This window comes from uncultured Aquimonas sp. (genome assembly GCF_937888285.1).
GTDB lineage: Bacteria > Pseudomonadota > Gammaproteobacteria > Xanthomonadales > Xanthomonadaceae > Aquimonas.
Map to the genome: position 1 here is coordinate 302,790 of NZ_CALART010000011.1, position 25,859 is coordinate 328,648.

The 25,859-nt window shown below is 68.5% G+C and carries 25 protein-coding genes and 1 tRNA gene; 14 read left to right on the forward strand and 12 right to left on the reverse strand.

Annotated elements, in window-relative coordinates:
• Positions 1-177: 177 nt before the first annotated feature.
• Together Q0654_RS03590 and Q0654_RS03595 are read left to right on the forward strand one after the other, a co-directional pair.
• The gene (locus Q0654_RS03590) at positions 178-2,871 is read left to right on the forward strand and encodes a TonB-dependent receptor (protein ID WP_298850724.1); all 2,694 of its coding nucleotides are present in this window, start codon (positions 178-180) and stop codon (positions 2,869-2,871) included.
• Between the two features lie 327 nt (positions 2,872-3,198).
• A complete protein-coding gene (locus tag Q0654_RS03595; RefSeq protein ID WP_298850549.1) occupies positions 3,199-3,960 on the forward strand; it encodes a rhamnogalacturonan acetylesterase in 762 nt (253 codons plus the stop codon).
• A 62-nt stretch (positions 3,961-4,022) separates the two neighbouring features.
• Here Q0654_RS03595 and Q0654_RS03600 read toward each other — a convergent pair whose 3' ends face one another.
• Positions 4,023-5,363 (reverse strand): hypothetical protein, encoded by a 1,341-nt coding sequence (locus Q0654_RS03600; protein WP_298850551.1) that lies wholly within the window; start codon positions 5,361-5,363, stop codon positions 4,023-4,025.
• A 134-nt stretch (positions 5,364-5,497) separates the two neighbouring features.
• Between Q0654_RS03600 and Q0654_RS03605 the strand changes: the two genes are divergently transcribed.
• The 5 genes from Q0654_RS03605 (at position 5,498) to Q0654_RS03625 (ending at position 10,286) form a co-directional block, all read left to right on the forward strand.
• A complete protein-coding gene (locus Q0654_RS03605; protein ID WP_298850553.1) occupies positions 5,498-6,343 on the forward strand; it encodes a 2-keto-4-pentenoate hydratase in 846 nt (281 codons plus the stop codon).
• Between the two features lie 62 nt (positions 6,344-6,405).
• Positions 6,406-7,341: a TRAP transporter substrate-binding protein gene (locus Q0654_RS03610; protein ID WP_298850726.1), complete on the forward strand. Its 936-nt coding sequence runs from the start codon at positions 6,406-6,408 to the stop codon at positions 7,339-7,341.
• On the forward strand, positions 7,338-7,835 hold the full coding sequence (locus tag Q0654_RS03615) for a TRAP transporter small permease (protein ID WP_298850556.1): 498 nt from the start codon (positions 7,338-7,340) through the stop codon (positions 7,833-7,835). The genes Q0654_RS03610 and Q0654_RS03615 overlap by 4 nt, the downstream gene beginning before the upstream one ends.
• Positions 7,835-9,115: a TRAP transporter large permease gene (locus Q0654_RS03620; protein WP_298850558.1), complete on the forward strand. Its 1,281-nt coding sequence runs from the start codon at positions 7,835-7,837 to the stop codon at positions 9,113-9,115. The genes Q0654_RS03615 and Q0654_RS03620 overlap by 1 nt, the downstream gene beginning before the upstream one ends.
• Before the next feature lie 58 nt (positions 9,116-9,173).
• On the forward strand, positions 9,174-10,286 hold the full coding sequence (locus tag Q0654_RS03625; RefSeq protein ID WP_298850560.1) for a LacI family DNA-binding transcriptional regulator: 1,113 nt from the start codon (positions 9,174-9,176) through the stop codon (positions 10,284-10,286).
• Between the two features lie 136 nt (positions 10,287-10,422).
• Here Q0654_RS03625 and Q0654_RS03630 read toward each other — a convergent pair whose 3' ends face one another.
• The 6 genes from Q0654_RS03630 to ffh all read right to left on the reverse strand — a co-directional run bounded on the left by Q0654_RS03630 (position 10,423) and on the right by ffh (position 14,609).
• The gene (locus tag Q0654_RS03630) at positions 10,423-10,848 is read right to left on the reverse strand and encodes a hypothetical protein (protein ID WP_298850562.1); all 426 of its coding nucleotides are present in this window, start codon (positions 10,846-10,848) and stop codon (positions 10,423-10,425) included.
• 223 nt (positions 10,849-11,071) lie between these two features.
• Positions 11,072-11,440 carry a 50S ribosomal protein L19 gene (rplS, locus tag Q0654_RS03635; protein WP_298850564.1) on the reverse strand — a complete coding sequence of 123 codons (369 nt, stop codon included), beginning with the start codon at positions 11,438-11,440 and terminating at the stop codon, positions 11,072-11,074.
• A gap of 72 nt (positions 11,441-11,512) precedes the next feature.
• A complete protein-coding gene (trmD, locus tag Q0654_RS03640) occupies positions 11,513-12,259 on the reverse strand; it encodes a tRNA (guanosine(37)-N1)-methyltransferase TrmD (RefSeq protein ID WP_298850565.1) in 747 nt (248 codons plus the stop codon).
• A gap of 42 nt (positions 12,260-12,301) precedes the next feature.
• Entirely contained in the window at positions 12,302-12,835 is a 534-nt protein-coding gene (gene rimM / locus Q0654_RS03645) for a ribosome maturation factor RimM (RefSeq protein WP_298850567.1), read from the reverse strand.
• A gap of 21 nt (positions 12,836-12,856) precedes the next feature.
• Entirely contained in the window at positions 12,857-13,114 is a 258-nt protein-coding gene (rpsP, locus tag Q0654_RS03650; protein WP_298850569.1) for a 30S ribosomal protein S16, read from the reverse strand.
• A gap of 121 nt (positions 13,115-13,235) precedes the next feature.
• A complete protein-coding gene (ffh, locus tag Q0654_RS03655) occupies positions 13,236-14,609 on the reverse strand; it encodes a signal recognition particle protein (RefSeq protein ID WP_298850571.1) in 1,374 nt (457 codons plus the stop codon).
• A gap of 175 nt (positions 14,610-14,784) precedes the next feature.
• On the opposite strand from ffh, the gene ccsA reads away from it, so the two are divergent.
• Positions 14,785-15,573 (forward strand): cytochrome c biogenesis protein CcsA, encoded by a 789-nt coding sequence (ccsA, locus tag Q0654_RS03660; RefSeq protein WP_298850728.1) that lies wholly within the window; start codon positions 14,785-14,787, stop codon positions 15,571-15,573.
• Entirely contained in the window at positions 15,570-15,956 is a 387-nt protein-coding gene (locus Q0654_RS03665) for a PilZ domain-containing protein (RefSeq protein ID WP_298850573.1), read from the forward strand. Before ccsA ends, Q0654_RS03665 begins: the two co-directional genes overlap by 4 nt.
• 30 nt (positions 15,957-15,986) lie before the next feature.
• Here the strand turns inward: Q0654_RS03665 and radA are convergent, their stop codons facing one another.
• Positions 15,987-17,354 (reverse strand): DNA repair protein RadA, encoded by a 1,368-nt coding sequence (radA, locus tag Q0654_RS03670; RefSeq protein ID WP_298850574.1) that lies wholly within the window; start codon positions 17,352-17,354, stop codon positions 15,987-15,989.
• Positions 17,355-17,557: 203 nt separating this feature from the next.
• On the opposite strand from radA, the gene Q0654_RS03675 reads away from it, so the two are divergent.
• Positions 17,558-18,826 (forward strand): HlyC/CorC family transporter, encoded by a 1,269-nt coding sequence (locus Q0654_RS03675; RefSeq protein ID WP_298850575.1) that lies wholly within the window; start codon positions 17,558-17,560, stop codon positions 18,824-18,826.
• Positions 18,827-18,888: 62 nt separating this feature from the next.
• On the opposite strand, the gene Q0654_RS03680 is transcribed toward Q0654_RS03675, so the two are convergent.
• A tRNA-Thr gene (locus Q0654_RS03680) sits at positions 18,889-18,964 on the reverse strand.
• 60 nt (positions 18,965-19,024) lie between these two features.
• On the reverse strand, positions 19,025-19,975 hold the full coding sequence (gene ispH, locus Q0654_RS03685) for a 4-hydroxy-3-methylbut-2-enyl diphosphate reductase (protein ID WP_298850576.1): 951 nt from the start codon (positions 19,973-19,975) through the stop codon (positions 19,025-19,027).
• A 207-nt stretch (positions 19,976-20,182) separates the two neighbouring features.
• Between ispH and Q0654_RS03690 the strand changes: the two genes are divergently transcribed.
• On the forward strand, positions 20,183-22,120 hold the full coding sequence (locus Q0654_RS03690) for a choice-of-anchor X domain-containing protein (protein ID WP_298850577.1): 1,938 nt from the start codon (positions 20,183-20,185) through the stop codon (positions 22,118-22,120).
• Positions 22,121-22,316: 196 nt separating this feature from the next.
• Positions 22,317-23,261, forward strand: a complete 945-nt coding sequence (locus tag Q0654_RS03695; protein ID WP_298850578.1) for a LysR substrate-binding domain-containing protein — start codon at positions 22,317-22,319, stop codon at positions 23,259-23,261.
• A gap of 129 nt (positions 23,262-23,390) precedes the next feature.
• On the opposite strand, the gene Q0654_RS03700 is transcribed toward Q0654_RS03695, so the two are convergent.
• Complete coding sequence (locus Q0654_RS03700) at positions 23,391-23,783, reverse strand: MGMT family protein (protein ID WP_298850579.1); 393 nt, start codon at positions 23,781-23,783, stop codon at positions 23,391-23,393.
• Between the two features lie 75 nt (positions 23,784-23,858).
• Between Q0654_RS03700 and Q0654_RS03705 the strand changes: the two genes are divergently transcribed.
• Positions 23,859-24,266, forward strand: coding sequence for a hypothetical protein (locus Q0654_RS03705; RefSeq protein WP_298850580.1), 408 nt, complete (start codon positions 23,859-23,861; stop codon positions 24,264-24,266).
• A 43-nt stretch (positions 24,267-24,309) separates the two neighbouring features.
• Here Q0654_RS03705 and phoU read toward each other — a convergent pair whose 3' ends face one another.
• Positions 24,310-25,029, reverse strand: a complete 720-nt coding sequence (gene phoU / locus Q0654_RS03710) for a phosphate signaling complex protein PhoU (RefSeq protein WP_298850581.1) — start codon at positions 25,027-25,029, stop codon at positions 24,310-24,312.
• A gap of 217 nt (positions 25,030-25,246) precedes the next feature.
• Here phoU and Q0654_RS03715 point away from each other — a divergent pair, with 217 nt between their 5' ends.
• Positions 25,247-25,849: an exopolysaccharide biosynthesis protein gene (locus tag Q0654_RS03715; RefSeq protein WP_298850582.1), complete on the forward strand. Its 603-nt coding sequence runs from the start codon at positions 25,247-25,249 to the stop codon at positions 25,847-25,849.
• Positions 25,850-25,859 lie beyond the last annotated feature (10 nt).

The following is a 25,859-nucleotide window of genomic DNA, read 5'->3' on the forward strand; positions in this document are numbered from 1 at the left end:
CGGTGTCACGGCCATCTTCTCACGCCGAATGCTACCGGTGTCAAAGACATCCAGAGCGAGGGCCGACGCTGCCCTCGACCGCCAAGCGGAGGGAGATTCGTGAACAAGAGTGCCCAGGGGAACCGTCGCTTGGCCTTGGCCAAGCTGTCCGCCGCCATCTTCGTGAGTCTGCCAGCGATGCTGCTGGCGCAGGAAGGTCCGGCTGCGCCGCCGCGCGAAGACGCCAAGGAACTTGACGCCATTGTCGTCAGCTACCGGGCCAGCCTCAACAAGGCGCTCGACATGAAGCGCGCCGAGGTCGGCCAGGTCGACGTCATCGTCGCCGAGGACATCGGCAAGTTCCCGGACCTCAACCTCGCCGAGTCGCTGCAGCGCATCCCCGGCGTGGCGATCACCCGTGACGCCGGCGAGGGCCGCAACATCTCGGTGCGTGGCCTCGGGCCGCAGTTCACCCGCATCCGCATCAACGGCATGGAGGCGCTTGCCACCGGCGGCGGTACCGACTCATCCGGCGGCGCCAACCGCGGCCGCGGTTTCGACTTCAACGTCTTCGCCTCAGATCTGTTCAACAGCATCACCGTGCGCAAGACCAGCTCGGCGGAAGTCGACGAAGGTTCCTTGGGCGCCACGGTCGACCTGCGCACGGCGCGCCCCTTCGACTATGACGGCTTTACCGCCGTGGCCTCCGGCCAGGCCAGCTATGGCGACCTGTCAGGCGACGTGAACCCGCGCACCGCAGCCCTGTTCAGCAACACCTGGGGCGATGGTCGCTTCGGCGCCCTGCTGTCGATCGCACAAAGCGAGCGCGATCTGGTCGAAGAGGGCCACAGCACGGTGCGCTGGAGCCCTTCCACCGCCAACGGCAACTTCGCCGCCAGCTCCCCCTTCTCCGAAGCGCGCGGCGCCAGCGTGTTCCATCCGCGCCTGCCGCGCTACGGCGTCATCGAGCACAGCCAGGAGCGCCTCGGCGCCACACTGGCCCTGCAGTGGCAGGTCAGCGACGACACCCTGCTGAACCTTGATGTGCTGCATGCCAAGTTCGATGCCACCCGCAGCGAGAACTTCCTGCAGGCCCAGAGCTTCTCGCGCGCCGGCAACGGCAAGCCGCAGAGCATCGTCCGCGAAGGCGCGGTCGACGGTCGCGGCAATCTTGTCTATGGCGTGTTCGACAATGTCGACCTGCGCTCGGAGTCGCGCTACGACGAGCTGACCACGCGCTTCAACCAGTACAACCTGGAGCTGGGCCACGCCTTCACCGACACCTTCCGTATCGATGCCATGTACGGAACGTCCAGCTCGCGTTTCCGCAATCCTATCCAGACCACCATCACCCTCGATCGCGCGAACTCCAACGGCTACAGCTGGGACTATCGCGGCAACGACCGCCTGCCAGCCATCACACCGGGCTTCGACGTCAACGACCCCGCCAGCTGGGGCTGGCTGAACACCGCGCCCGCCAGCCAGGGCTCCGAGATCCGCCTGCGCCCGCAGACCGCCGACAACGACTTCGAGACCCTGCGTTTCGATCTGACCTGGGATGTGGATTACACCTGGTCGCTGCGCGGCGGCATGAGCTGGAAAGACTACGACTTCACCACCACCGAGCTGCGCCGGGCCTCGGAAACGGCCGTCCCCGCGCTGCCGGCCGGCACCTCGCTGGCCAGCCTGACGCGTTCGATCAGCTTTGCCGGCCTCAATGCCAACACGCCCAGCACTTGGCTGATCCCGGACGTGGACGCGTTCGCCAACCTGTTCGACATCTACTGCCGCTGCGGGACCTTCGCGCTGTCGACCGATCCCGCCCGCGGCAACAACGGGACGGTCAGCGAGGAGTCGCTGGGCAGCTATCTGCAGGCGGATTTCAACACCGAGCTGCTCGGCCGCAACTTCTCCGGCGGCTTCGGCGTGCGCCACGTCAAGACCGACCAGAGTTCGACCGGCATCGGCCTGGTCGCCAACGTGCCGACCCTGATCACGGTGGATCGCTCGTACAACGACACCCTGCCCTCGATGAATCTGAGCTGGGAGCTGAGCGACGAGCTGCTGCTGCGCTTTGGCGCCGCCAAGGTGATGTCGAGGCCTGGCCTCGGCAGCCTGAGCCCGGGCGTGAACATCTCCGTGTCCGGCTCTGCGCGCACCATCAGCGGCCAGAACCCCCTGCTGAACCCGTTCAGGGCCAAGACCTATGACTTGGGCCTGGAATGGTACTTCGCCGAGGAATCGCTGCTGTCGCTGGCGCTGTTCTACAAAGACATCGACAGCTTCGTGCAGACGACACGCCAGACCGGACTGTTCGGCGAGAACCCTTTCGGCATTCCGGATAGCCTGCGGCCGACCACCACCTCGCCACAGGACAGCTGGGAGTTCACCTTCCCGGTCAACACGCCCGGAGGCCCACTCAAGGGCTACGAGATCTCCTTCCAGAAGCCGTTCAGCGGTCTGCCGGGACTGCTCTCGAACACCGGCATCCAGCTCAATCACACCCACGTCGAGTCGACCATCGACTACCTCACGGCGACCGGCGCGCTGGCCGCGCGCCAGAACCTGACCGGGCTCTCGAAGAACGCCTACAACGCGACCCTCTACTACGAAGACGAACGCTTCGGCGCGCGCGTGTCGGTGTCGAACCGCGACGACTACCTGACGACAGTGCCCGGCCGCGACGGCAACGATGTCGAAGGCACCAAGGGCACCACCACGGTGGACATGTCGGCCTCGTTCAAGCTCAACGAGCAGGTCGAGTTCACCCTCGAAGGCTTGAACCTCACCAACGAGTGGAACGACCAGTGGGTCGATGCGACCGGCGACCGCGTGAACGTCTACCACCAGACGGGCCGGGTCTACATCCTCGGCGTGCGGGTGAAGTTCTGAGGTCTCCGCAACTGCGATGATCACGGAGGCTGTCTCCCCTCCGTGGCCATCAATGTCGGTGCCGGGCTTCTTCCCGGCATCGATTCGGCACTTCGCGTCTCCCTCCCCGGGTGCAGCAGAACACGGGTGCCGATTGCACCCGCCATCGCTGGATCGACGCGAGTTGAGGCCCGGCTTCCCCGTCCGGGTCCGCCACCGGGCCGCCGCAGCTGCGGCGGCCTCTTCTTTTGGGCCGGCTGTGTGCATGGCGTCAGGCCCGCGCAGCGCGCCGCGACGGCGCCACCGGCCGGGTTGTCCGGTCGACTGCGGACCCGCTGGAGTGATTCGATGACGCGATGGTTCCTGGGACTGGGGCTCCTTCTGCTTTGCCTACAGGCGGCCAGCGCGCCACGCGCTGCACCGCCCATCCGTCTGCATCTGGCGGGCGATTCCACCTTGGCGGACAAGCTGCCCGAGAAGCGCCCCGAGACCGGCTGGGGCGAGCCCTTCGCCATGCTGTTCGCAGCGGGCTCGGTGCGGGTGATCAATCACGCACGCAATGGGCGCAGCACGCGGACCTTCATCGAGGAAGGGCGGTGGCAGGCGCTGCTCGACGACGCCGTGCCCGGCGACCACGTCTTCCTGCAGTTCGGCCACAACGATGCGTCCGAACACAAAGCCGACCGCTACACGCCGCTGCCTCAGTACCGCGAGAACCTGCGGCGCTTCGTGCTCGAAGCACGCGCGGCGGGCCTGCATCCGCTGCTGCTGACGCCGGTGGCGCGCCGACGCTTCGACGCGGCAGGCGAGCTGCAGTCGAGTCATGGCGCGTATCCACAGGCCGTGCGCGCGCTGGCTGAGGAGCTTGCCGTGCCCCTGGTCGACGCCGAAGCCCTGAGCTCGGCGCTGCTGATCAAGGCAGGGCCGGGCGCCTCGCGGCACCTCTTCCTGCACCTCCTGCCTGGCGAACACCCCAACCATCCGCAGGGGCTGCAGGACGACACTCACTTCTCCCCAGCCGGCGCGATGGCGGTGGCAGCCGCCATCGCCGGGGCGCTGCGCGCGCAAACGCACCCCCTTGCCGTGTGGCTGGCCGCGCCCGGGCCATGAACACGACTGCGCTGCAGTCCTGCGTAGGGGGCACACCGCAGCGTGCGGCGCGCCCCGATGCTTCAGCGCGGCGGTGGTCGCCGCGGCAGGGGCTTCAGCGGCTCCATCGTGTCGAGGTCCCAGTCGGTCTCGATGAAGGGGGCGCGCACTTCTGGTACCAAAGGATAGCCACCGACCTCGCTCTCGCTGTCGATGATCGCGCCGCGTCCTTCGATGACGTTGGCGACGATGCGTCGATCAATGTCGTCGCGATCCCAGGGCCGGGCGCCGGCGTTCTCGATGACCGCGTCCTGCACATCGATCGCGGGCAGCAGCTGCACGCCATAGGGCAGGTCCGGCGCACGCTTCAGCTCGATGATGCGCGCGCGCCCGGTGCTGTAGCGGCCGATCAAGGGCAGGGGCTGGCCGATGCGGTCGACCGCGATGGTGTCCTCCATGAACAGCTCGACATCGCCCGAACCGCCGAACATGAAGAAGGCCAGCGGCTCGGTCGAAGGCCCCCCGCGCAGCACGTTGCCGCGCAGACTCACCTGGCCGGTCAGGTACTCGCGTCCCACCCACTCCTCGGCGATCAGGTTGTAGTGCACGGCGCGCTGGCCGGGATCGTAGATCAGGTTGTTGATGACCTGGCCGCGGGCGCCGCCCTTGAACAGCGGGCTGCGCTCGTAGTTGTGCGCGTAGAGGTTGCCGACGATCAGGATGTCGCTGACGTTGTCGTGGATCAGGCTGCCCTTGCTGTGCTCGCCCTTGGCATGCGTCGCATGGGCCAGGCCCTCGGCCAGCAGGTTGTTGCTGAAGGTGATGCGGTGGCTGACGTTGCGCCGCCACTCTTCGGGCGTCTCGCCGATGAAGCGCGCGCCCGACGCGGACAGATTCTCGTCGGTAGCCCAGGTCATCGAGTTGTGGTCGATGATCACGTCGCGCGCGCCGCCGACCGTGGTGATGGCGTCGATGTCGAAGCCGGCGTCCTTCTGCAGATGGCCTTCGCCGGGACGGATGCGCAGGTGACGGATCACCACGTCGTGGGTGGCGATGGTCAGGCCGCCGCGAATCAGGGTGATGCCCGGCGAGGGCGCAGTCTGCCCGGCCACGGTCAGGTAGGGCTGGTCGATGCGCAGCTCGCGCAGGCCGAAGTCGATGACGCCGGCCACTTCGAAGACCACGATGCGCGGCCCCGGCGTGCGCAGGGCTTCGGCCAGCGAGCCCGGACCGTCCGCCGCCAGCGTGGTGACGCGCAGGATCTGGCCGCCGCGGCCGCCCGGCGTATGCGCGGCCCAGCCCTGGGCGCCGGGAAAGGCCGCGCGCTGGGCTTCCGCGGCCGCGTGCGCGCCGGCGAACAGCAGGCACAGGCAGCAGACGGCGGCGATGACGTGACCCCTGGCCCGGGGTGGCGTGGTTCGCATGGCTTCCCTCCTTCGTGTGGACAGCATGGCGCTGTTGCAGCGCTCGTTGTAAATGACACCGGTTTCCCTTATACAACATCCATCGCCAGTCGCGCGCCTGCGGGCACTGCGACTGGCCATCTGCGGAGCCTTGAGTGAACCCAGAACCCGTGTGTTTCGAAGCCCCCGAACTGAGCCGGGACATCGCCGCCCGCTTCGTAGAAGCGCGCCTGTCCGCGCGCGCCCTGCCCGGCTATCCGGGCCCGCTGCCTGTCGGGCTGGACGCGGCCTATGCGCGTCAGGATGCAGCGATCGCGCGCTGGCCGGACCGGCTCGTCGGCTGGAAAGTCGGCCGCATTCCCGATGCCTGGCTGCCGCGTCTCGGCGAGGACCGGCTGATGGGGCCGATCTTTGCCCGCCAGTGCCGCAGTCTGGGCCCCGATGAATCGGCGGAGCTGCGGGTGATCACCGGCGGCTTCGCGGCGGTCGAAGCCGAGTACGTCTTCGTGCTCGGCGCGGATGCCGAGATCGGCCGCACAGACTATGGCGCGGAATCGGCGGCAGCCCTTGCCGCCGAACTGCGCGTGGGCATCGAGCTGGCGGGCAGCCCCCTGGCGACGATCAATGCGCTGGGGCCGGCGGTGGTGGTGTCGGACTTCGGCAATAACGCCGGCGTCTTCCTCGGGCCGGTGATCGAAAGCTGGCGCAGCGGCGACTGGTCGCGCTACACCTGCGCGACCTGGGTCGAGGACACGCTTGCAGGTCGGGGCGGCGCCCTGCAGCTGCCCGGCGGCCCGCTGGCGGCGCTGGCCTTTGCCCTGAACCGCGGCGCGCGCCGCGGCCATCCACTCAAGGCCGGCATGATCGTGTCCACCGGTGCCGCGACGGGCATCCACGACATCCGTGCCGGCCAGAGCGCGCGGCTGGTGTTCGACGGCATCGCCGAGCTGCGCGCACATGCCCTGCCGGCACTTCCGCATGCCCTCGGAGGGACGCCATGACCTTGCAGTTCACGCGCAGGCAGATGCTCGCCGGTGTCGGCCTCGCGCTCGGCGCTGCCTGCATGCGGCCCAGCCTTGCGGACGACGGACGCCTGCTCACCGCCACCGACGTGCACGTCAGCGACTATCCGACGGTGGAGGCGGTGCGCTGGATCGGCCAACAGCTGGAAGCGGAAACCGCCGGCCGCCTGCGCCTGCGGGTCTACCACTCGGGTCAGCTCGGCCGTGAGAACGACCAGATCGACATGGCCCGGCACGGCGCCATCGACATCACCCGCGTGTATTCCGGCGCGCTCAACAACGGCTGGCCGCGCACCATCGCGCTCGGCCTGCCCTATCTGATCCGCAGCAAGAGTCACCTGCGCGCACTGATCGACGGCGAAGTCGGCGCACGCATTCTCGAAGGCTTCGAAGCGCGCGGACTGGTGGGTCTCGCGATCTACGACTGCGGCGCGCGCAGCGTCTACAACACGCGGGGGCCGCTACGAACACCCGCCGACCTGCGCGGATTCAAGCTGCGGGTGCCGCCGTCCGACATCTTCCTCGACCTGATGCGCGCGCTCGGCGCAAACCCCACGCCCCTGCCCTTCGGCGAAGTGTTCTCGGCCCTGGAGACGCGGCTGATCGATGGTGCCGAGAACAACATCCGCAGCTTCCACAGCAGCCGCCAGTTCGAGATCGCCGGCTACTGGTCGGAAACGCAGCATTCCTATGCACCGGACATCCTGCTGATGTCGAAGCGCAACTTCGAATCGCTCAGTGGTGACGACCAGGCCCTGCTGCGCGCGCTGGCGCAGCGCTCGGTGGCGGTGATGCGCGAGCACTGGGACGCCAGCGAGGCGCGCGCCCGCGAGGCCATCCTCACCGCCGGCGTCGAAGTCAACGCTGTCGACCTTGATGCCTTCCGCGCCGCGGCGGCGCCGGTGCTGGCGCGCTATCGCGCCCACCCCGAAGTCGCGCCGCTGGTGGACCGTATCGAAGCGGAGGCCGCGGCATGAACGCCGCTCAATCACCTGACTCCGCCTTCGAACGCGCGCTCGCCCCAGTCGCACGCGCATCCACCGTGCTGGCCGCGCTGGGCCTGTTCGGCATGGTCATCACCCAGGGCTGGCAGGTTCTGGCGCGCTATGCGCTCAACGCCTCACCCAGCTGGACCGAGCCGCTGACCCTGATCTGCCTCACCACCACCCTCGCCTTCGGCGCCGCCGCTGGCGTGCATGCGCGCAGCCACTTCCGCTTCCCCTTGCTGGTGATGCTGTTGCCCGCAGCGGGCCAGCGCGCCTTCGCCCGACTGTCGGCCCTCATCGTGATCGCAATCGGCCTGCTGCTGGCGGTGTACGGCCTGCAGCTCGGCGTGGATGGCCTGGACGTGCGCCTGGCCGGCGCGCCGCTGCCGCAGGGCAGCGTCTATTTCCCGCTCGCCCTGGGCGGCGCCCTGATGAGCCTGTTCGCGCTGCCGCAGCTGCTGCGCGCACCGCTGGAGAACGAGTGATGGCGATTGCCCTGCTGTTCGGCGTGTTCGCCCTGCTGCTGATGGCCGGCGTGCCGGTGGCCTATGCGCTGGCCGCCGCGGCGGTCGTTGTGGTGCTGCATCTCGATCTGCCCCTGATCCTCGCCGCCCAGCAACTCGCGGCCGGCGCCGGCGCGATCTCGCTGATCGCGATTCCGCTGTTCATCTTCACCGGTGAGCTGATGCTGCGCGGCGGCATCTCCGAGCGCCTGATCGGACTGGCCGGCAGCCTGGTCGGCCACATCCGCGGCGGCCTCGGCCAGGTCAACGTGCTGTCCAACCTGTTCTTCGGCGGCGTGTCGGGTTCGGCCATCGCCGATGTCTCGGCAGTGGGCGGGGCGATGATCCCGCAGATGGTGAAGCGCGGCTTCGACCGCGACTTCGCGGTCAACGTCAGCGTCAGCGCGGCCCTGGTCGCCCTGCTGGTGCCGCCTTCGCACAATCTGATCCTTTACTCGGCCGCAGCGGGCGGCGGGCTTTCGATCGCCGACCTGTTCGCCGCCGGCATCGTGCCGGCCCTGCTGATGACGCTCGCCATGATGGTGACCGGCTGGCTGATCGCGCGCCGCCGCGGCTATGCGGTCGAGGCCTTCCCCGGCTTCCGCATGGTGCTGGTGCGGCTGGTCTCGGCCCTGCCCGGCCTGCTGCTGGTGATCCTGATCTTCGTCGGTATCCGCGCAGGCATCTTCACCGCGGTCGAGAGCGCGGCGATCGCCGTGGTCTATGCCCTGATCATCACCGTGTTCGCCTACCGCGCCCTGCGCGGCCCGGCCCTGCTGGACGCCTGCATGCACGCGGCGCGCACCACCGGCAGCATCCTCTTCGTGATCGCCGCGGCCGGCCTGTTCGGCTGGCTGCTGGCCTATCTGGAAGTCCCTGCGGCCGCGGTCGAGTTCCTGCGCGCGATCGCCAGCGAGCCCCTGACCGTGCTGCTGATGATCGTGATCGCCCTGCTCCTGCTCGGCACCTTCATGGACCTGGCCCCGCTGATCCTGATCTGTACGCCGATCTTCCTGCCGGTGGCCAAGGCCTATGGCATCCACCCCATCCACTTCGGCGTGGTGATGATCCTCGCCGGCGGCATCGGCCTCATCACGCCGCCAGTGGGTTCGGTGCTGTTCGTGGGGGCGGCCATTGGCCGCATCGAGATCGCCCAGACCCTGCGCACGATCTGGCCCTTCTACGGCGCTTCGGCTCTGGTGCTGCTGCTGGTAGCCCTGTTCCCGGCGCTGTCGCTGTGGCTGCCGATGGCGCTCAAGTGAGCGCTGAGCGGCGGGCCAGGGGCTAGAATCCGGAGTCGATGTCCACCGCAGGCCACGCATGAGCGCCCGTCGCAGCTCCGACCGCAGCACACGCCCAGCAACTACGACCGATGCAGCCGCAGCGCCGGCCTCCGCGCGGGCCAAAGGGAGCAGCGGCAAGACCACGATCAACGACATCGCGCGCCTGACCGGGGTGTCGAAGAAGACGGTGTCGCGGGTGATCAACGGCTCCGAGCTGGTGCATCCCGAGACCCGCGAGCGCGTGCAGTCGCTGATGACCGAGCTCGGCTATTCGCCCGACCCGCAGGCGCGCGGCCTCGCTTTTCGCCACTCCTTCCTGATCGGCTTGGTGTTCGACAATCCGACCGCGCAGTACATCGTCAACATGCAGTACGGCGCGCTCGACGCGCTGCGCGATTCCGGCTTCGAACTGGTCGTGCATCCCTGCGACAGCAAGCAGGCCGACTACATCGAGGGCATCAAGCGCTTCGTCCAGCGTCAGAAGCTCTACGGGGTGATCCTGATCCCGCGCGTGTCCGAAGACCAGGCGCTGGCCGAGGCCCTGCAGGAACTCGGCGTGCGCTATGCGCGCATCGCTTCGGTGCCTCTCGACGAAGCCAACCGCATGGTGCTCACGCACGACCGCCGGGCCGGCAGCGAGGTCGCCGAATACCTGGAGTCCCTCGGCCACCGGCACATCGGCCTGATCACCGGTCCGAAGCGCTACCGCAGCTCGATCGAACGCGGTGGCGGCTTCATCGAGGGCCTGGCGCGGCGCGGCATCAAGCTCAGCGATGAGCTCGTGTACGAGGGCGGCTATACGTTCGAGTCCGGCGTCGCGGGCGCCGAGGCCCTGCTCAGGCAGTCGCCCCGCCCCACCGCGATCTTCGCCTGCAACGACGAAATGGCGGCAGGCGTGTACAAGGCCGCCTTGCGCATGGGCCTGTCGATCCCCGCTGACCTGTCCGTCGTCGGCTATGACGACAGCCCTTTGGCCAGCCAGCTGTGGCCGCCGCTGACGACCATCCACCTGCCGATCCGCGACCTTGGCCGCCAAGCCGCGGGCCTGCTGCTGGCCAAGGATTGGCCGCAGACGCGCGAAGCGCCCGCTGCCTTCACCGTCAGCCCGCACCTGGTGGTGCGCGATTCCACGCAGCCGCCGCGAAGCTGAGGGTGCATTGACGGCGCGTCGGCTGGCGGCGTGGTCAACGGGCTGGGCCACGGCCGCCACCTTCAAGTTGCGCATCACCAACGCAAAGGGCCCGCTGCGCGGGCCCTTTGCACAAGATGCTCTCGCGCTGACGGAACTACTGGGTGACCACGGCCGCCTCTTCGGCCGGCGCTGCCTCACCGCGCCCACGGGCGACGCGAACACCGCGACTCTTCATCCAGGCATCGAACTCGGCGGCGCTGAGGCCGCGGCCGGAGTCCGCATTGAAGCGCCAGGGCGTGTTGTCGTGCTGGGTCTTGGGCACGTAGCCCGCGTACTCGTCGGCGGGGCCACAGGTCCCGAGCTGACGACGCAGCAGCACCGCATTGAGCGACAGCATCTCGCTGGGCGAGGTCCCCAGCAGATGGCTCGCGCTGCTGGCGACTTCGTCACCGGCCGCCCACGCCACCATCTGCGCACTGCGGGTCACGCCGGACGTAGTCCCTTCGCAGACGTTGGCCGTGGACGCAGCAGAGAAACCAAGCGCAGCCACGGCCAGCGCGACGGAAGCGATGCGATTCATGAGACGAGTCCTCAACAAGCACGTGCAAGTGCTTGAGTCTAGCAGCTTGAGTTTGCTGATCGGTGCATCAGCACACGGAACGCGGCAAGCGAAAGCTTCTCTCAGCCTGGACCAACACAGCGTGCGGCCGCTGCTGAAAGGACGAAAGGCCCGCACCCTCTGCAGGATGCAGGCCTTCGTCGTTCGTCGTCACACGCGGAGCCGGAGCTTCGCGCAGGCTGCCTCAGCGCTGAGCGCCCAGGTCTTCCTTGATGCGCGCGGCCTTGCCTTCCAGATCACGCAGGTAGTACAGCTTGGCTGCGCGGACCTTGCCGCGGCGCTTCACTTCCACCGAGTCGATCAGCGGGCTGTGGCTCTGGAACACGCGCTCCACGCCGGTGCCATGCGAAATCTTGCGCACGGTGAACGCGGAGTTCAGGCCGCGGTTGCGCTTGGCGATGACCACGCCTTCGTAGGCCTGCACGCGCTCGCGGTTGCCTTCCTTGACCTTCACGTTGACGATCACGGTGTCGCCCGGGCCGAAGTCCGGCAGCTGGCGCTCGGCCTGGGCAGCCTCGAACTCGGCGATGATGTTCTTGTTGATCTTGCTCATGACACTACCCACCGGCAAAGTTAGTCGACAAGTGTAGCGCGAAACCTGAGCTCATGTCAGGGCCGCGCGCGATTATTTTTCTTCCGCCAGCTCCCGGCGGAATTCCTCCAGCAGAGCGCGATCCCTCGCGCCCAGTTGCATCCGGGCCAGCAGGTCCGGCCGCCTCAGCCAGGTGCGTCCCAGCGCCTGTTTGCGCCGCCAGCGCTCGATGGCAGCGTGGTCGCCGGACATCAGCACCGCCGGCACCGATCCGTAGGCGTCATGCTCGGGTCGGCTGTAGTGAGGGCAGTCCAGAAGACCGTCCTCGAAGCTGTCCTGCGTCGCGCTCTCGCTGCGGTTGAGCGCACCTTCCTGCAGTCGCCCCACCGCATCGATCAACACGGCGGCAGCCAGCTCGCCGCCCGAGAGCACGTAGTCGCCGATCGAAAGCTCCAGATCGACTTCGCGCCCAACCAGACGCTCGTCGATACCCTCGTAGCGTCCGCACAGCAGCAGCAGCCTCGGTGCGGTCGCCAGCGCGCGCACCCGGCGCTGCGTCAAGCGCTCGCCTTGCGGCGTGAAATACACGGTCAGACCGGGCTCGCTTGCCTGGGCGCGGACCGCGGCGAGGGCAGCTCGCAGCGGCCCCACCTGCATCACCATTCCCGGGCCGCCACCGAAGGTCCGGTCGTCCACCCGGCGGTGCCGGTCCTCGGTGAAGTCCCTGGGGTTGTGGCAGTGCAGCTCAAGCAATCCCTGCCGGATGGCGCGGCCGACGACGCCCACATCTGCGCTTGCCGCGAAGAACTCGGGGAACAGGCTCAGCACGTCGATGCGCATGCCGCCTCCACGGGTGGGCGCCGCAGCGCCAGCGGCGCAGGACTAGAAATCCGGGTCCCAGTCGACCACCACACGCCCTGCCGCCAGGTCCACCGACTGCACGGCGTGACCGGGGGTGAACGGCAGGAGTCGCTCGCGATCGCCGCGTACCACCATCACGTCGTTGGCCCCGGTCGCGATCATGTGCGAGATGCGGCCAAGCGCGACGCCATCGCTGGTGACGACCGCCAAGCCCTCGAGGTCGACCCAGTAGTACTCGCCTGCTGCAGGTGCCGGCAGCGACGCTCGCGGCACCCAGATCTCCTCGCCCAGCAGCGACTGGGCCTGCTCGACCGTGTCGCAGCCCGGCAGGCGGACCACAACGTTCTTGCCTTGCTCGCGCAGCTCGGCCGGAACGACCTCGCGGAGCACGCCGCCTCGGCCCATGAGCCAGGGGCGGTAGCTGAACAGGCGATCGCGCGGTTCGCTGTAGGACTCGATCTTGAGCCAGCCGCGAACGCCGAATACGCCGACGACACGCCCCATCAGGACGCGGCGCCCAGCAGACTCGGCAGGCGCTGCGCCCTGCCCGCTCATGCGCGACGCGCCTTCGGAAGATCAGGCCGCCGCCGGAGCGCGGCTGGCTTCCTTGTACAGCGAACGCACCTTGTCGCTCATCTGGGCGCCGTGGCCGACCCAATGGTCAACGCGGGCGATGTCCAGCTGCAGGCGCGGATCGTTGCCCGAAGCGACCGGGTTGTAGAACCCGACGCGCTCGATGGCGCGACCGTCGCGCTTGTTGCGCTCGTCGGTGACGATGACGTGATAGAAGGGGCGCTTCTTGGCGCCGCCGCGGGTCAGACGGATCTTGACCATGGTCGATTGCTCTGTAGTTCTGGGTGATGGTCGGACGCAAAGCGCCCAAGTGAACGCGCAATGATAACCGGCCGCGGCCGGAAGTCAAAGCGCACACGCGGCGACGGGAGGGCAGTCGAGTTCAGCGCAGGGGCATGCCGCCCGGCCCGCGTCCGCCCAGCATGCCCTTCATGCCGCGCATCATGCCCTTGAGGCCGCCCGAGCCGAGCTTCGACATCATCTTTTCCATCTGCTGGAACTGCTTCATCAGCTTGTTGACGTCGGCAGGCTGGGTGCCCGAGCCGCGCGCGATGCGGGCGCGTCGCGAGCCGTTGAGCGTGGCCGGATAGCGACGTTCCTTGGGGGTCATCGAATTGATGATCGCGACCATGCGCACGACCTCGCGGTCGTTGACCTTGCTTTTGACCTGCTCGGGAATGGCGCCCATGCCCGGCAGCTTGTCGAGCAGGCTGGAGAGCCCGCCCATGTTCTGCATCTGCTGCAGCTGGTCGCGCATGTCGTTCAGGTCGAACTTCTTGCCCTTGGCGACCTTCTCCGCAAGCTTGGCCGCCTTCTCCTGGTCGACACTGCGCTCGACCTCCTCGACCAGCGACAGCACATCACCCATGTCGAGGATGCGGCTGGCCACGCGGTCGGGGTGGAACACATCCAGGCCATCGGGCTTTTCGCCCACGCCGATGAACTTGATCGGCTTGCCGGTGATGTAGCGCACGCTGAGCGCGGCGCCACCGCGGGCATCACCGTCGGTCTTGGTCAGCACCACTCCGGTCAGCGGCAGCGCCTCGCTGAAGGCCTTGGCGGTGTTGGCCGCGTCCTGTCCGGTCATGGCGTCGACCACGAACAGGGTCTCGACCGGGCTCACCCCGGCATGCAGGTCCTTGATCTCGGCCATCATCGCTTCGTCGATGGCGAGGCGGCCGGCAGTGTCGACCAGCAGCACGTCGACGTACTGCCTGCGCGCGGCATCGATGGCGGCAGCGGCGATCTGGCGCGGGCTCTGATCCGGGGTGCTGGGGTGGAAGATCGCGCCGACCTGGCCGGCCAGCGTCTCCAGCTGCTGGATCGCCGCCGGTCGGTACACGTCGCAGCTGACCACCATCACCTTCTTCTTGCGGCGCTCCTTCAGATGCTTGGCGAGCTTGCCGACCGTGGTGGTCTTGCCTGCACCCTGCAGGCCGGCCATCAGGATCACCGCCGGCGCCGGCACGTTGAGATTCAGCTCGGCGCTCTGCGCGCCCATCACCAGGGTCAACTCGTCGCGCACCACCTTGATCAGTGCCTGGCCGGGCGTGAGGCTCTTCGCCACCTCCTGGCCGACCGCGCGCACCTTGATGCGCTGGATCAGCGCCTGCACCACCGGCAGCGCGACATCGGCCTCAAGCAGCGCCATGCGCACGTCACGCAGGGCCTCGCGGATGTTCTCCTCGGACAGACGGCCGCGCCCGCGCAGGCGCTGGACGGTGGCGGAGAGACGCTGGCTCAGGGACTCGAACATGGGGAAACGCCGGCTTTCGGGATGACCGCGAAGTATAGCCAAGCGCAGCCAGTCGCAACGGCCGTGGGTCTCGCGCATCGGCGGATGCGCTTCAAAGGCCAGGTCATCCCGGGTCAGAGCGGATGTCTGCGTAGGGCCTCGCAGGTCTATGCCACACTTGCGCGCCATGCTCGCCCTGACCCTTCACCTGCTGGCTTCCTGTGCCTATCTCGCCGCTGCGGGCCTGGCCCTGCGCGCGCGCGGCGAAGTGCTGCCTGCACATCCGCGTGCGCCATTCCTGGCCGCATTGGTCGCGGTCGACCTGCACGCGATCGGATACGCCCTGCGCACCTGGAACGAGTCCGGTCCGGAACTGCATTTCTTCGCGGCCCTCTCGCTGGTCGCGCTGGGCATGGGCGTGCTGACCCTCGCCGACAGCCTGCTGCGGCGAGTAAGCGCGCTGTACGTGGTGATGATGCCGATCGCGGCCCTTGCCCTGCTGCCCCACGCCCTCCTGCCCGCCCAGGCGCCCGCCAGCATGGGCTGGCAGATCCAGCTGCATGCCTGGACCGCCCTGCTTGCCTACGCTGCGCTCAGCGTCGGCGCGGTGCTGGCGAGCCTGATGTGGCTGCAGGAGCGCGGCCTGCGCACGCGTCGCCCCTCCGCCCTGGCGCGAGGCCTGCCACCGCTGATCCAGACCGAGGACCTGCTGTTTCGATTGCTGTGGGTCTGCTTCGTCCTGCTCAGCCTGACCCTGCTGACCGGGGTGCTGTTCGTCGAAGACCTGCTCGCCCAGCACCTGGCCCACAAGACCGTGCTGTCGATCCTTTCGTGGGCCGTGCTGGCAGCCCTGCTGTTCGGCCGGATACGCTTCGGCTGGCGCGGCCAACGCGCCGTCCGTCTGACCCTGCTTGCCATGGGCCTGCTGCTGCTGGCCTTCTTCGGCAGCAAGCTGGTGCTTGAACTGATCCTCGCCCGCCCATGAGCTCACCCCCCGATTCTTCCGCCAGCGCCGCGAGCGGCCGCCGCCACAGCCGCTTCCCGCTGGAAGGGCAGGTGCGCATCTACTCGGGTTCGGCGATGTGGCAGGCGCAGCTGGTGGATCTCGCGATCCGTGGCGCCCTGGTGTCGCGCCCCCTGGGTTTCGACGGCCTGATCGGCAGCCGTTACCGGCTGGATGTCCGGCTGGAAGGCGGGCCGATGATCGCGATGGCGGTCAGCCTGGCGCGGCTCGACAGCGCGGTGGCCGGGTTCAACTGCGAGCGCATCGACCTCGACAGCTTCCTTCGTCTGAAGCGCACCATCGAGTTGAACCTCGGCAACGCCGAACTGCTGAACCGCGAGCTGTCGTCGCTCGGCGGCAGCTGAGCGGCTGACTCACGACCCGCCCCGCACGGTTCAGTCGGCGGCTTCCAGCGCCTGCGCCAGCCGCTCCACGCCAATCACCTCCATGTCCTTGATGCTGCCGCGACGCGGCAGGTTCGCCTTGGGCACGATCGCGCGCTTGAAGCCGTGGCTGGCCGCCTCGCGCAGACGCTCCTCCCCGTTCGGCACCGGGCGGATCTCGCCCGAGAGGCCGACCTCGCCGAAAGAGATCGTTTTCTCGGCCGGCGCGCGATTGCGGTAGGACGACAGCACGGCCAGCAGCACCGGCAGGTCGGCCGCGGTCTCCTGCACGCGAATCCCGCCGACGACGTTGACGAACACGTCCTGGTCGAACACCGCCAGCCCGCCGTGTCGATGCAGCACCGCCAGCAGCATCGCCAGACGGTTCTGCTCCAGGCCCAGCGACACGCGGCGCGGATTCGACAGCGAGCTCTGGTCCACCAGCGCCTGGACTTCGACCAGCAGCGGTCGCGTGCCCTCGCGGGTGACCATGACGATGCTGCCGGGGGTCTCGGCCAAGGTGCCGGAGAGGAACATGGCCGACGGGTTCGGCACCTCGCGCAGGCCGCGATCGCCCATCGCGAATACGCCCAGCTCGTTGACCGCGCCGAAGCGGTTCTTGAAAGCGCGCAGCACGCGGAAGCGGCTGCCGGATTCGCCTTCGAAGTACAGCACCGCATCGACCATGTGCTCCAGCACGCGCGGACCGGCGATGCCGCCCTCCTTGGTGACATGGCCGACCAGGAAAATGCTGGTGCCCTGCTCCTTGGCGTGGCGCACCAACCGCGCCGCCGATTCGCGGACCTGGCTGACCGATCCGGGGGCAGCAGGCAGTTGCTCGGAGTGGATGGTCTGGATCGAATCGATCACCGCCAGCCGCGGCTTCTCGGCATTGAGATGCGCGACGATGCGCTCGACGCAGGTCTCGGTCAGGCAGTTCAGGCCCGCCAGTGAAAGCCCTAGCCGCGAGGCCCGGTTGGCGACTTGGCCCAGGCTTTCCTCGCCGGTGACATAAAGCCCCGGCAGGCGGCTGCCCAGCGCGTCCAGGGTCTGCAGCAGCAGGGTCGACTTGCCGATGCCGGGATCGCCGCCGATCAGCACCACCGAGCCCTCAACCAGTCCGCCACCCAGCACGCGGTCGAACTCGCCGATGCCCACCTCGGTGCGCGACTCCACGCCCTGCGGCACCTGATCGAGGCGGGTGACCTTGGCCTGCAGGCCGCCACCGGCGTAGCCGGCGCGGCGCGTGGCGGCGGCAGCGGGCGTCTCGACGAATTCGGTGAGCGTGTTCCAGGCGCCGCAGTCCGGGCACTGGCCCTGCCACTTGCTGGAGTTGCCGCCGCATTCGCTGCAGACGTAGGAGATCTTCGACTTGGCCACGCGGGCTTCCTGATCAAGAGCCGGGGCGCAATCTAGCAAGGCCGCGGTCGCATCGGATGAGAGCCGGCGGGTCGCCCGGCTTCATGGGCACGCTCCCACGCCGCCGGTGGCCGCCGGCGCGACGGCCGCCGCTTTCTGACACAATCGGCAGCCCTCAGCGGGCACCGGCGACCGCATTGCGCGCCCGCCCCCGAACCAGACGCATGGACGACATACCCCTAAGCCTGCTGTTCTCCGCCCTCGGCATCCTGCTGGTGTTCTCGGCGTTCTTCTCCGGATCGGAGACAGCGCTGATGTCGATCAACCGCTATCGACTGATGCATCTGGCGCGAGAAGGCAGCCGCGGCGCGCGGCTCGCGCAGCAGCTTCTGGAACAGCCGGAGCGCCTGATCGGGCTGATCCTGCTGGGCAACAACTTCGTCAATATCTCGGCCTCGGCGATCACCACCATCGCTTTCGTTCGCATCGCGGGCGAAGCGGGCGTGCTGGTGGGGACGGCCGTACTGACGGTCGTGGTGCTGATCTTTTCCGAGGTCGCACCGAAGACGCTGGCCGCCCTGCGTCCGGAGCGCGTCGCCTTGCCGGCGTCCTACATTCTCTGGCCGCTGCTCAAGTGCAGCTTTCCGCTGGTATGGCTCGTAAACCGTCTGGCAGCAGGCGTGCTGTGGCTGGCCGGCCACCGCGAACCCGCGGGCGACGCCCACGCACTCTCCGCCGCCGAACTGCGCACCCTGCTCGAAGAGGGCGGCCGCATGATTCCGGAGAAGCATCGCCAGATGCTGCTCAACATCCTCGCCCTCGAAGAAGCCAAGGTCGAGGACATCATGGTCCCGCGCAACGAGATCGAAGGGCTGGATCTCGATGCGGACCCGGCCGAGCTGCGCGCCCGCCTGGCGCGCTTCCCCTTCAGCCGCGCACCGGTGTATCGCGGCAGCGTCGACCAGGTGCTCGGCATCCTGCACCTGCGCAACCTGATCGACACGCCCGCCGAGAAGATCACTCCGGACTTCATCGAGTCGCGCCTGCGCAAACCCTACTTCGTGCCCGAAGGCACGCCGCTGACCAAGCAGATGCTGGAGTTCCAGCGGGTCAAGCGGCGGGTCGGCCTGGTCGTGGACGAATACGGCGACATCGTCGGCCTGGTGACCCTGCCGGACATCCTCGAAGAGATCGTCGGCGACTTCGTCAGCGCGCCGGGGCAGAACACCCGGCGCATCCAGCACGCCGCCGACGGCAGCCTGCTGATCGACGGCCGCACCCCGCTGCACAACATCAACCGCCATCTCGGCTGGGAGCTGCCCACCGACGAGTTCAGCACCTTGAACGGCCTCATCGTGGGCAGCCTGGAAGCCCTGCCGGAGGCCGGTGCCGAGCTGGAAGTCGAAGGCCTGCGGATGCGCGTCGAGGCAATCGGCGACAACGTGGTGCAGCGGGTGCGGGTATTTCCGCCCGAATCCGCCGCCGACGGCTAGCTCACGCCGGAGCGCAAAAACAAACGGCCGCCTGTGCGAAGCACGGCGGCCGTCTGGTTTTCTGGTGCCGGAAACAGGAGTCGAACCTGCGACCTACGCATTACGAATGCGCCGCTCTACCAACTGAGCTATTCCGGCGAAGAGCCGCGAAGTTTAGGCAGGTCCGCGCACCGGGTCAACGCAGGGCGCGGATCACGCTCAGGCAACCAGGGTGATGCGCAGTTCCTTGGGCAGGGCGAAGATCACGTTCTCGGGTTCACCCTCCAGCTGGCGGACGCCGCTGGCGCCGAGCTCGCGCAGGCGATCGACCACACCCTGCACAAGCAGCTCCGGCGCGGAGGCGCCTGCAGTCAGGCCGATGCGCTGACGCCCCGCAAGCCAGGCGGGGTCGATGTGCTCGGCGCCGTCGATGAGGTAGGCCGGCACGCCCTGCTTTTCGGCCAACTCGCGCAGGCGGTTCGAGTTCGAGCTGTTGACTGAACCCACCACCAGCAGCAGATCGCAGGTTTCCGCCAGCCGGCGCACGGCGTCCTGACGGTTCTGGGTGGCGTAGCAGATGTCGTCCTTGCGCGGACCGACGATGGCCGGGAAGCGCTCGCGCAGGGCCTCGATGATGCCGCGGGTGTCATCCACCGACAGCGTCGTCTGGGTGGTGTAGGCCAGGTTCTCGGGCTGCCCCACATCGAGCCGCGCGACGTCGCCCACGTCCTCGACGAGATAGATGCGGCCACCGGCGCTCTCGGCGTTCCACTGACCCATCGTGCCTTCGACCTCGGGGTGGCCGGCATGGCCGATCAGCACCACGTCGCGCCCGGCGCGGCAGTGCTGGGCCACCTCCATATGCACCTTGGTGACCAGCGGACAGGTCGCGTCGAACACCTTCAGGCCGCGCCGCGCCGCCTCGCCGCGCACGGCCTGCGACACACCATGGGCGCTGAAGATCACGGTCGCGCCGTCGGGCACCTGGTCGAGCTCTTCGACGAAGACGGCGCCGCGCGCGCGCAGGTCTTCCACGACGTAGCGGTTGTGCACCACTTCGTGGCGGACATAGATGGGAGCGCCGAAGAGTTCCAGCGCACGCTTGACGATTTCGATGGCGCGGTCGACGCCAGCGCAGAAACCGCGGGGGTTGGCGAGCAGGATGTCCATTCGCGGAGTGTAGCGCGCGACCTGTGGCGAGCCGAGACGCTCGGGCTTCGCTGCAGCGCAGAATGCGTTCAGCCTGGGTTTCAGCCTAGCCTCCATGCGCTGGCGTAGGGGAGGAGAACCGCAGCCGATCGAGCTGCTGCCCTCGGGACGCCGGCACCGTCGCAGCCATCCTGCTGCCGGCGGACTCATTCCCTGGGGAGGGAACCAATGAAGTTGAAGCCTCTGGCGCTCTGCAGCGCCTCCTTGTTCGCGTGCGCCGCGCTGGCGTCACCCGTCCACGCCTCGATGTTCAAGCAACTGGCCGGCCCGCCCTCGGAGATGGCGCTGATGCGCGCGCCCTCGCCCGCAGCGGGGGCGATCCACTCGAAGTCGGCCTTGATCCCGGTCGATCTCGTCGCCGACAAGTCCGGCCGCCAGAGCTGGCGCATGCAGGTTCCCGTCGAGCGCGCGGAGCTGCAGGTGCTGCTGCTCGCAGGCGATGCGCATGGCTGGGAACTCGGCCTGCGCGGCCCCTCCGGGCAGCTCTACAAGGCGCGCGACCTCGCCGCCAAGGTGGCGCCCGGCGAGTTCGGCCTGGAAGGCGAGCGCCACGTCTCCGAGCTGTACCAGTTCGGCCGCCTGCAGAAGGGCGGCTGGTCGCTCGAGGTCTCGGCGCCGGCCGACGCCCCGCGCCGCGGCTTCCTGCTGATCGAGGGCGATTCGGGCACCGAACTCAGCTCGCATCCCACGCATCTCGACTTCCACGCCGGCGGCAGCATCGGCCTGACCGCGCAGCTCAGCGCCGAGTCGAAGTCGGGCGTGGTCCTGGGGCCCGAGGCTGGCCAGGTCGACGAAGCGTGGATCCAGGTCACGCGCGCCGACGGCTCGATCGAGAAGATCGCGATGTTCGATGATGGTCTGCACGCCGATGGCGAAGCCGGCGACGGCCTGTACGGCGGCGCGTTCGCCGCCGGCGAGCCTGGCCTGCTGAATGCACAGGTGCTGGTCAAGGGCCGCAATGCCGCCGGCGTCGAGCTGATCCGTACCGCCGAGCACGTCATTCCTGTGGTCGAAGCCCAGCTGAGTCTGGGCCGACAGGCGCAGGCCGTGATGGCCAAGAGCGGTGGGCCGGGACGGCTGCAGCTGCAGGTGCCCGCGACCGCGGCGAAGAAGGGCGGCCACTACCGGGCCGTCGGCGAAGTCTGGGGACGCGACGCCAAGGGCGCCGAGCTGCCGATCGCCTGGGTGGGCGGCATGGTGGAGGTCAGCGGCGGCGCCATCGAACTCGGCTTCGACGAGCGCTGGGTGGCCAAGGCCGGGGCACAGGGGCCGTTCGAGCTGCGCAACCTGCGCGTCGAGGATCCCGACCATTTCGTTGCCCTGGCGAAAGCCGAGCGCATCCCGCTGGGCATGACGGTCTCGGCGCAGAAGTACGCCGCCGTCGATCTCGAGATCGACGAGCTGATGACCCAAGGCCCGCGTCCGGCGGAACTGTCCTCGAAGGCGGTGGGCAGCCGGCTGATCCTGGTGCACGGCTACTGCTCTGGCGGGGTCTGGCCGGCCAGCCAGTTCAGCAATGCCTCGACCTTTTTGGATGCCAACCAGAACCGCACCCACGACCAGTTCGCCCAGCGCCTCCGGACCTTCGGATCCAGCTGGAACTCGTTCGGCACCGTGGCCCACAGCCAGGGCGGGGCGGCCTCGCTGCACCTGTATGCCTACTACTGGAGCGGCCTCGACAATGCCACCGGCGCCCGCCTCATACAGTCGGTCGGCACGCCCTATCAGGGCACCAACCTGGCCGGCGTGCTGGCGGCCCTCGGCGGCATCTTCGGGGTTGGCTGCGGCACCAACAGCAACCTGACCTACAGCGGTGCGGCCAGCTGGCTGGCCGGCGTACCGACCTGGGCCCGCGGCAAGGTCAACTACTACAGCACCGCCTTCCGCACAACCAACTGGTACACCAACGACTACTGCAACTTCGCCTCGGACCTGGTGCTCAGCGACCCCGAGGACGGCACGGTCGAGCGCACCTATGCCCAGCTGCCGGGCGGCATCAACCGCGGGCATGCGAGCGGGCAATGCCATACCGCCGGCATGCGCGACCCGGCGCAGTATCTGGACGCCTCGCGCAATTCGGTGATGAACAGCAACGCGGCACGCTGAAGTCAGAGGCGGTATCCGGCAAGGCCCGCCCCTGAGGCGGGCCTTGCTGTCTGCGCACGCTTAGAGCATGTGGGAGCCATCCACCTACTGCGGACGGCGGTGGCGGCAGCGGGCGCGATAATTCACCCAGTCAATGCAATTTGATCCCGAGATCGCTGGATACTATTGCTTTGACTCCTCACCCTCGAGCCGCGCCATGAACCTCCGCGACCTCCGCTACCTGGTGGCCCTCGCCGAACTCCGGCATTTCGGCCGCGCGGCCGAAGCCTGCTTCGTCAGCCAGCCCACCCTGTCGACCCAGATCAAGAAGATCGAGGACGAACTCGGCGTGACCCTGGTCGAGCGCGCGCCGCGCAAGGTGATGCTGACCGAGGCGGGCGCCGAGATCGCCCAGCGCGCGCGGGTCGTGCTCAACGAGATCGAGCAGATCCGCGCGATCGCGCGGCGCAGCCTGGACCCGGAGGCCGGCAGTCTCAAGCTCGGCATCTTCCCGACGCTGGGGCCCTATCTGCTGCCGCATGTCGTCCCCCTGCTGCGCGAGCGCTTTCCGCGGATGGAGCTGCTGCTCACCGAGGAAAAGACCGAGATCCTGCTGCAGCTGCTGCAGGAAGGGCGCATTGATGCGGCCGTGCTGGCCCTGCCCCTCCACGAGGATCAACTGCACGCCGAGCTGCTGTTCGAGGAGCCCTTCGTGCTGGCCGTACCCGCCGAGCACGCCTTGGCCGGCCGCAGCCGGCTCGGGCTGCACGACATCGCCGACCAGCGCGTGCTGCTGCTGGACGAGGGCCACTGCCTGCGGGACCAGGCGCTGGATGTCTGCCATCTGGCGGGCGCCAGCGAAAAGGACGGCTTCCGCGCCACCAGCCTCGAAACCCTGCGGCAGATGGTGGCCGCCGGCGTCGGCGTGACCCTGCTGCCCTTGCTGGCCGTGCAGCCGCCGGTGCCGCGCTCGGAGAGCCTCAAGCTGCTCCGGTTCACCGACTCCAGCCCGACCCGCCAGATCGCCTTGGTATGGCGCAAGTCCTCGGCGCACGCCGAGTTCCTGCTCAAGGTCGCCGGAGTGCTGTCGGCGCTTCCTCCGGACCTCCTGTCGCCGGCCTCCTTGCTGGACGATCCGCCCACCGGCCGGCGGGCTCACTGAGAGCATGTGAGAACCATCCCCCATACTGCGGTCGCCTCTGGACGCCTCCGCTACGGGGTCCGGGCTCTTCACACGCACTGAGCCCACCGGTGCAGCGCCCTGCCAGAGCGGCACTCGTCCACGGCTCCCTCAGCCACGCCGCCAGAGCAGGGCATCGAGGCTGTCCTCATCGTCTGCAGGCGCAGCGTCCCGCGCGCGGCCGGCGCGTACGCGGCCCTGCACCAGCGGCACGCCCTCGGCACGCAGGCGCTCGCACTGCTCATGCCAGGCGCTGGAACCCGCCGGAAACGCGATGCGTCCATCGGCCCGCAACACGCGATGCCAGGGCAGGTCCTGCTCGGTAGAGGCCAGCACCTTGGCGACAAGTCGCGCATGCCGTGGCCAGCCGGCGGCGCGTGCCACCTCGGCGTAGGAGCGCACCTCGCCGGCAGGAATCGCAGCCACCGCGGCAAGGATCGCCCGAGTGCGCGCGAGCGCAGCATCGGTATCCGTCTGGGAAAAGGCCGCGTGCGATCGAGCCATGCGCTGCATCGGGTCCGAGGGCGGTGACGGGGCTGGTAGCATACGGCCTTCACCTTTCCGGTCGACTTTACCGCCATGCAGAACTTCGAACAGGTACGCGCCCATGTCGCGCCCCACTACACCGTGTCCCGCAGCGAGCCCTACCTGATCGGCATCGAGCTGACCCTGAACAATGGCGCGCGCCACCAGGGCCTGTTCCTCACCGAACTGGAAGACGAGGATGGCCGCAAGTTCCTGCGCATCAGCACGGCGCTGGCGCCGACCACCGGCCTCGACTGCAAGCGCGCCCTGGCCTTCAACTGGGAGCAGCGGGTCGGCTATCTGGCGATCTCCGAGCTCGACGGCCTGACCTACCTGCAGCTCTGCGAGAACCGGCCGCTGCAGGGCCTGACGGCGGCCGAGATCGATCGCCTCATTCTTGAGATTGGCGGACTCGGCGATCGCATGGAGCGCGCCCTGTCCGCAGGTGGCGATCTGTTCTGAGAGCGCTGAGCAACCGTGCGCGCGGCCTGCAGGCCGCGCGCGCTCAGGGGCGGGAGGCGTCGGCCGCCAAGCGCGCTTTCGGGTGGCGCACGTCGCGGCCCTCGACCAGGTAGAACACATAGCCGGCGATGTTCTTGGCGTGGTCGCCGATGCGCTCCAGCGATTTCAGCGCGAACAGCGCCTGCACGCCTGCGGCGACCGCCGCCGGGCTCTCCGACATCAGCTGGGTCAGCTGGCCGACGCTGGCCTTGTAGGCCTTGTCGAGGCGGTCGTCATCGCGCCGGGTGCGCTCGGCCTGCTGCAGGTCGAGTCGCACCAGCGCATCCAGCGCGCCGCGCAGCATGCTCGCCGAGATCTTCGACAGCCCGCCGATTTCGGCCACCATCGGCACCTCGACACGGTCGCCGCTGGCATCCATCAGGCGCTGCGCGATCTTCGCAAGCTTCTTGGACTCGTCGCCAATGCGCTCCAGGTCGTTGACCGTCTTCGACAGGGTGAGGATGGTGCGCAGGTCCACGCCCAGCGGTGCGCGCAGCGCGATCAGCTGGGCGATCTCCTCGTCGGCACGCAATTCATAGCGATCGATCTCGCGGTCGCCTTCGACCACGCGCTCGGCCAACTCCATGTCGCGCTGCTCAAGCGCGCGCATGCCCAGCCGCAGCTGCTCCTCGACGCCCGCGCCCATCTTGATGACGAGGTCGCGCAGGGTCGCGAGGTCCTCGTCGTACTTCTTCAGGGTGTGGCCTCCCGCTACCAGCGACATCTGCACTCCTTGGGGCCCGCCGCGGGCCGGATGTCTTGTTGTCCTGCGACGCACGCGGCGTCGATGCGCCACGTTACAACAAGCCGGTGCGCACGACGGCGACCGTCGCCCCACCGTTCAGATGCGGCACATGCGCAAGCACTCGCCTTGGCCGCGCCGGGATCACGAACACGCAACTCAGGGCGGGTAAAGTGGCGCATCGCCAGTCTCGCGCCCCATGCAGCCCTCCAGCGCCCCCAGCACCAGCCAGATCCTGCGTGAGCTCGCCGCGGGTCCGCTCGATCCCAGCCTCGACGCCGTGCTCGCCGCCTTCGGCCGGCGCGCCTTTGGCGCGGCCCTGCTGCTGGCGATCATGCCGGCCTTCCTGCCCCTGCCTTTCGGCGTCGGCGCGATCAGCGGCCCGCTGGTATCGATTCTCGGATTGCAGATGCTGTTCGCGCGGCGCCAGCCCTGGCTGCCCAAGCGCTGGCGCGAGAAGACCGTGCCGCGCACGCGCCTCGACGGCTTCAACGCGAAGATGGGTGGGGTGCTCCGCCGCATCGAGCGGCTGTGCAAGCCGCGATTGAACGGTCTGGCCACGCGCCTCTGGGCCACCCTGTTCACCGGCGCCCAGCTGGTCCTGCTCGGCGTGCTGCTGGCCCTGCCGATTCCGCTGACCAACTACCCCTTCGGCCTGCTGCTGGTGCTGTACGCGCTCGCGCTGGTCGAACGCGACGGTCTGCTGCAGCTGGTGGCGTGGACGCTGGGCCTCGCCACCCTCACTGCTTCGGTCTTCCTTTCAACCGAGGTCGTCGACCTGCTGACGCGCCTCTGGACCTGATCCGGACCTC

Coding starts and splice junctions, on each gene's coding strand:
- Q0654_RS03690 (WP_298850577.1), top strand. CDS start 20,183: ATGAAGTTGAAGCCTCTGGCGCTCTGCAGCGCCTCCTTGTTCGCGTGC.
- Q0654_RS03700 (WP_298850579.1), bottom strand. CDS start 23,783: ATGGCTCGATCGCACGCGGCCTTTTCCCAGACGGATACCGATGCTGCG.
- Q0654_RS03600 (WP_298850551.1), bottom strand. CDS start 5,363: ATGCGAACCACGCCACCCCGGGCCAGGGGTCACGTCATCGCCGCCGTC.
- Q0654_RS03615 (WP_298850556.1), top strand. CDS start 7,338: ATGAACGCCGCTCAATCACCTGACTCCGCCTTCGAACGCGCGCTCGCC.
- trmD (WP_298850565.1), bottom strand. CDS start 12,259: ATGCGCATCGACGTGCTGAGCCTGTTCCCCGAGTTCTTCGCGGCAAGC.
- phoU (WP_298850581.1), bottom strand. CDS start 25,029: ATGTCGCTGGTAGCGGGAGGCCACACCCTGAAGAAGTACGACGAGGAC.
- rpsP (WP_298850569.1), bottom strand. CDS start 13,114: ATGGTCAAGATCCGTCTGACCCGCGGCGGCGCCAAGAAGCGCCCCTTC.
- Q0654_RS03590 (WP_298850724.1), top strand. CDS start 178: ATGCTGCTGGCGCAGGAAGGTCCGGCTGCGCCGCCGCGCGAAGACGCC.
- Q0654_RS03595 (WP_298850549.1), top strand. CDS start 3,199: ATGACGCGATGGTTCCTGGGACTGGGGCTCCTTCTGCTTTGCCTACAG.
- Q0654_RS03630 (WP_298850562.1), bottom strand. CDS start 10,848: ATGAATCGCATCGCTTCCGTCGCGCTGGCCGTGGCTGCGCTTGGTTTC.
- Q0654_RS03705 (WP_298850580.1), top strand. CDS start 23,859: ATGCAGAACTTCGAACAGGTACGCGCCCATGTCGCGCCCCACTACACC.
- rplS (WP_298850564.1), bottom strand. CDS start 11,440: ATGAGCAAGATCAACAAGAACATCATCGCCGAGTTCGAGGCTGCCCAG.
- Q0654_RS03715 (WP_298850582.1), top strand. CDS start 25,247: ATGCAGCCCTCCAGCGCCCCCAGCACCAGCCAGATCCTGCGTGAGCTC.
- Q0654_RS03620 (WP_298850558.1), top strand. CDS start 7,835: ATGGCGATTGCCCTGCTGTTCGGCGTGTTCGCCCTGCTGCTGATGGCC.
- ispH (WP_298850576.1), bottom strand. CDS start 19,975: ATGGACATCCTGCTCGCCAACCCCCGCGGTTTCTGCGCTGGCGTCGAC.
- Q0654_RS03610 (WP_298850726.1), top strand. CDS start 6,406: ATGCGGCCCAGCCTTGCGGACGACGGACGCCTGCTCACCGCCACCGAC.
- rimM (WP_298850567.1), bottom strand. CDS start 12,835: ATGAGCGGGCAGGGCGCAGCGCCTGCCGAGTCTGCTGGGCGCCGCGTC.
- ffh (WP_298850571.1), bottom strand. CDS start 14,609: ATGTTCGAGTCCCTGAGCCAGCGTCTCTCCGCCACCGTCCAGCGCCTG.
- Q0654_RS03675 (WP_298850575.1), top strand. CDS start 17,558: ATGGACGACATACCCCTAAGCCTGCTGTTCTCCGCCCTCGGCATCCTG.
- Q0654_RS03665 (WP_298850573.1), top strand. CDS start 15,570: ATGAGCTCACCCCCCGATTCTTCCGCCAGCGCCGCGAGCGGCCGCCGC.
- Q0654_RS03625 (WP_298850560.1), top strand. CDS start 9,174: ATGAGCGCCCGTCGCAGCTCCGACCGCAGCACACGCCCAGCAACTACG.
- Q0654_RS03695 (WP_298850578.1), top strand. CDS start 22,317: ATGAACCTCCGCGACCTCCGCTACCTGGTGGCCCTCGCCGAACTCCGG.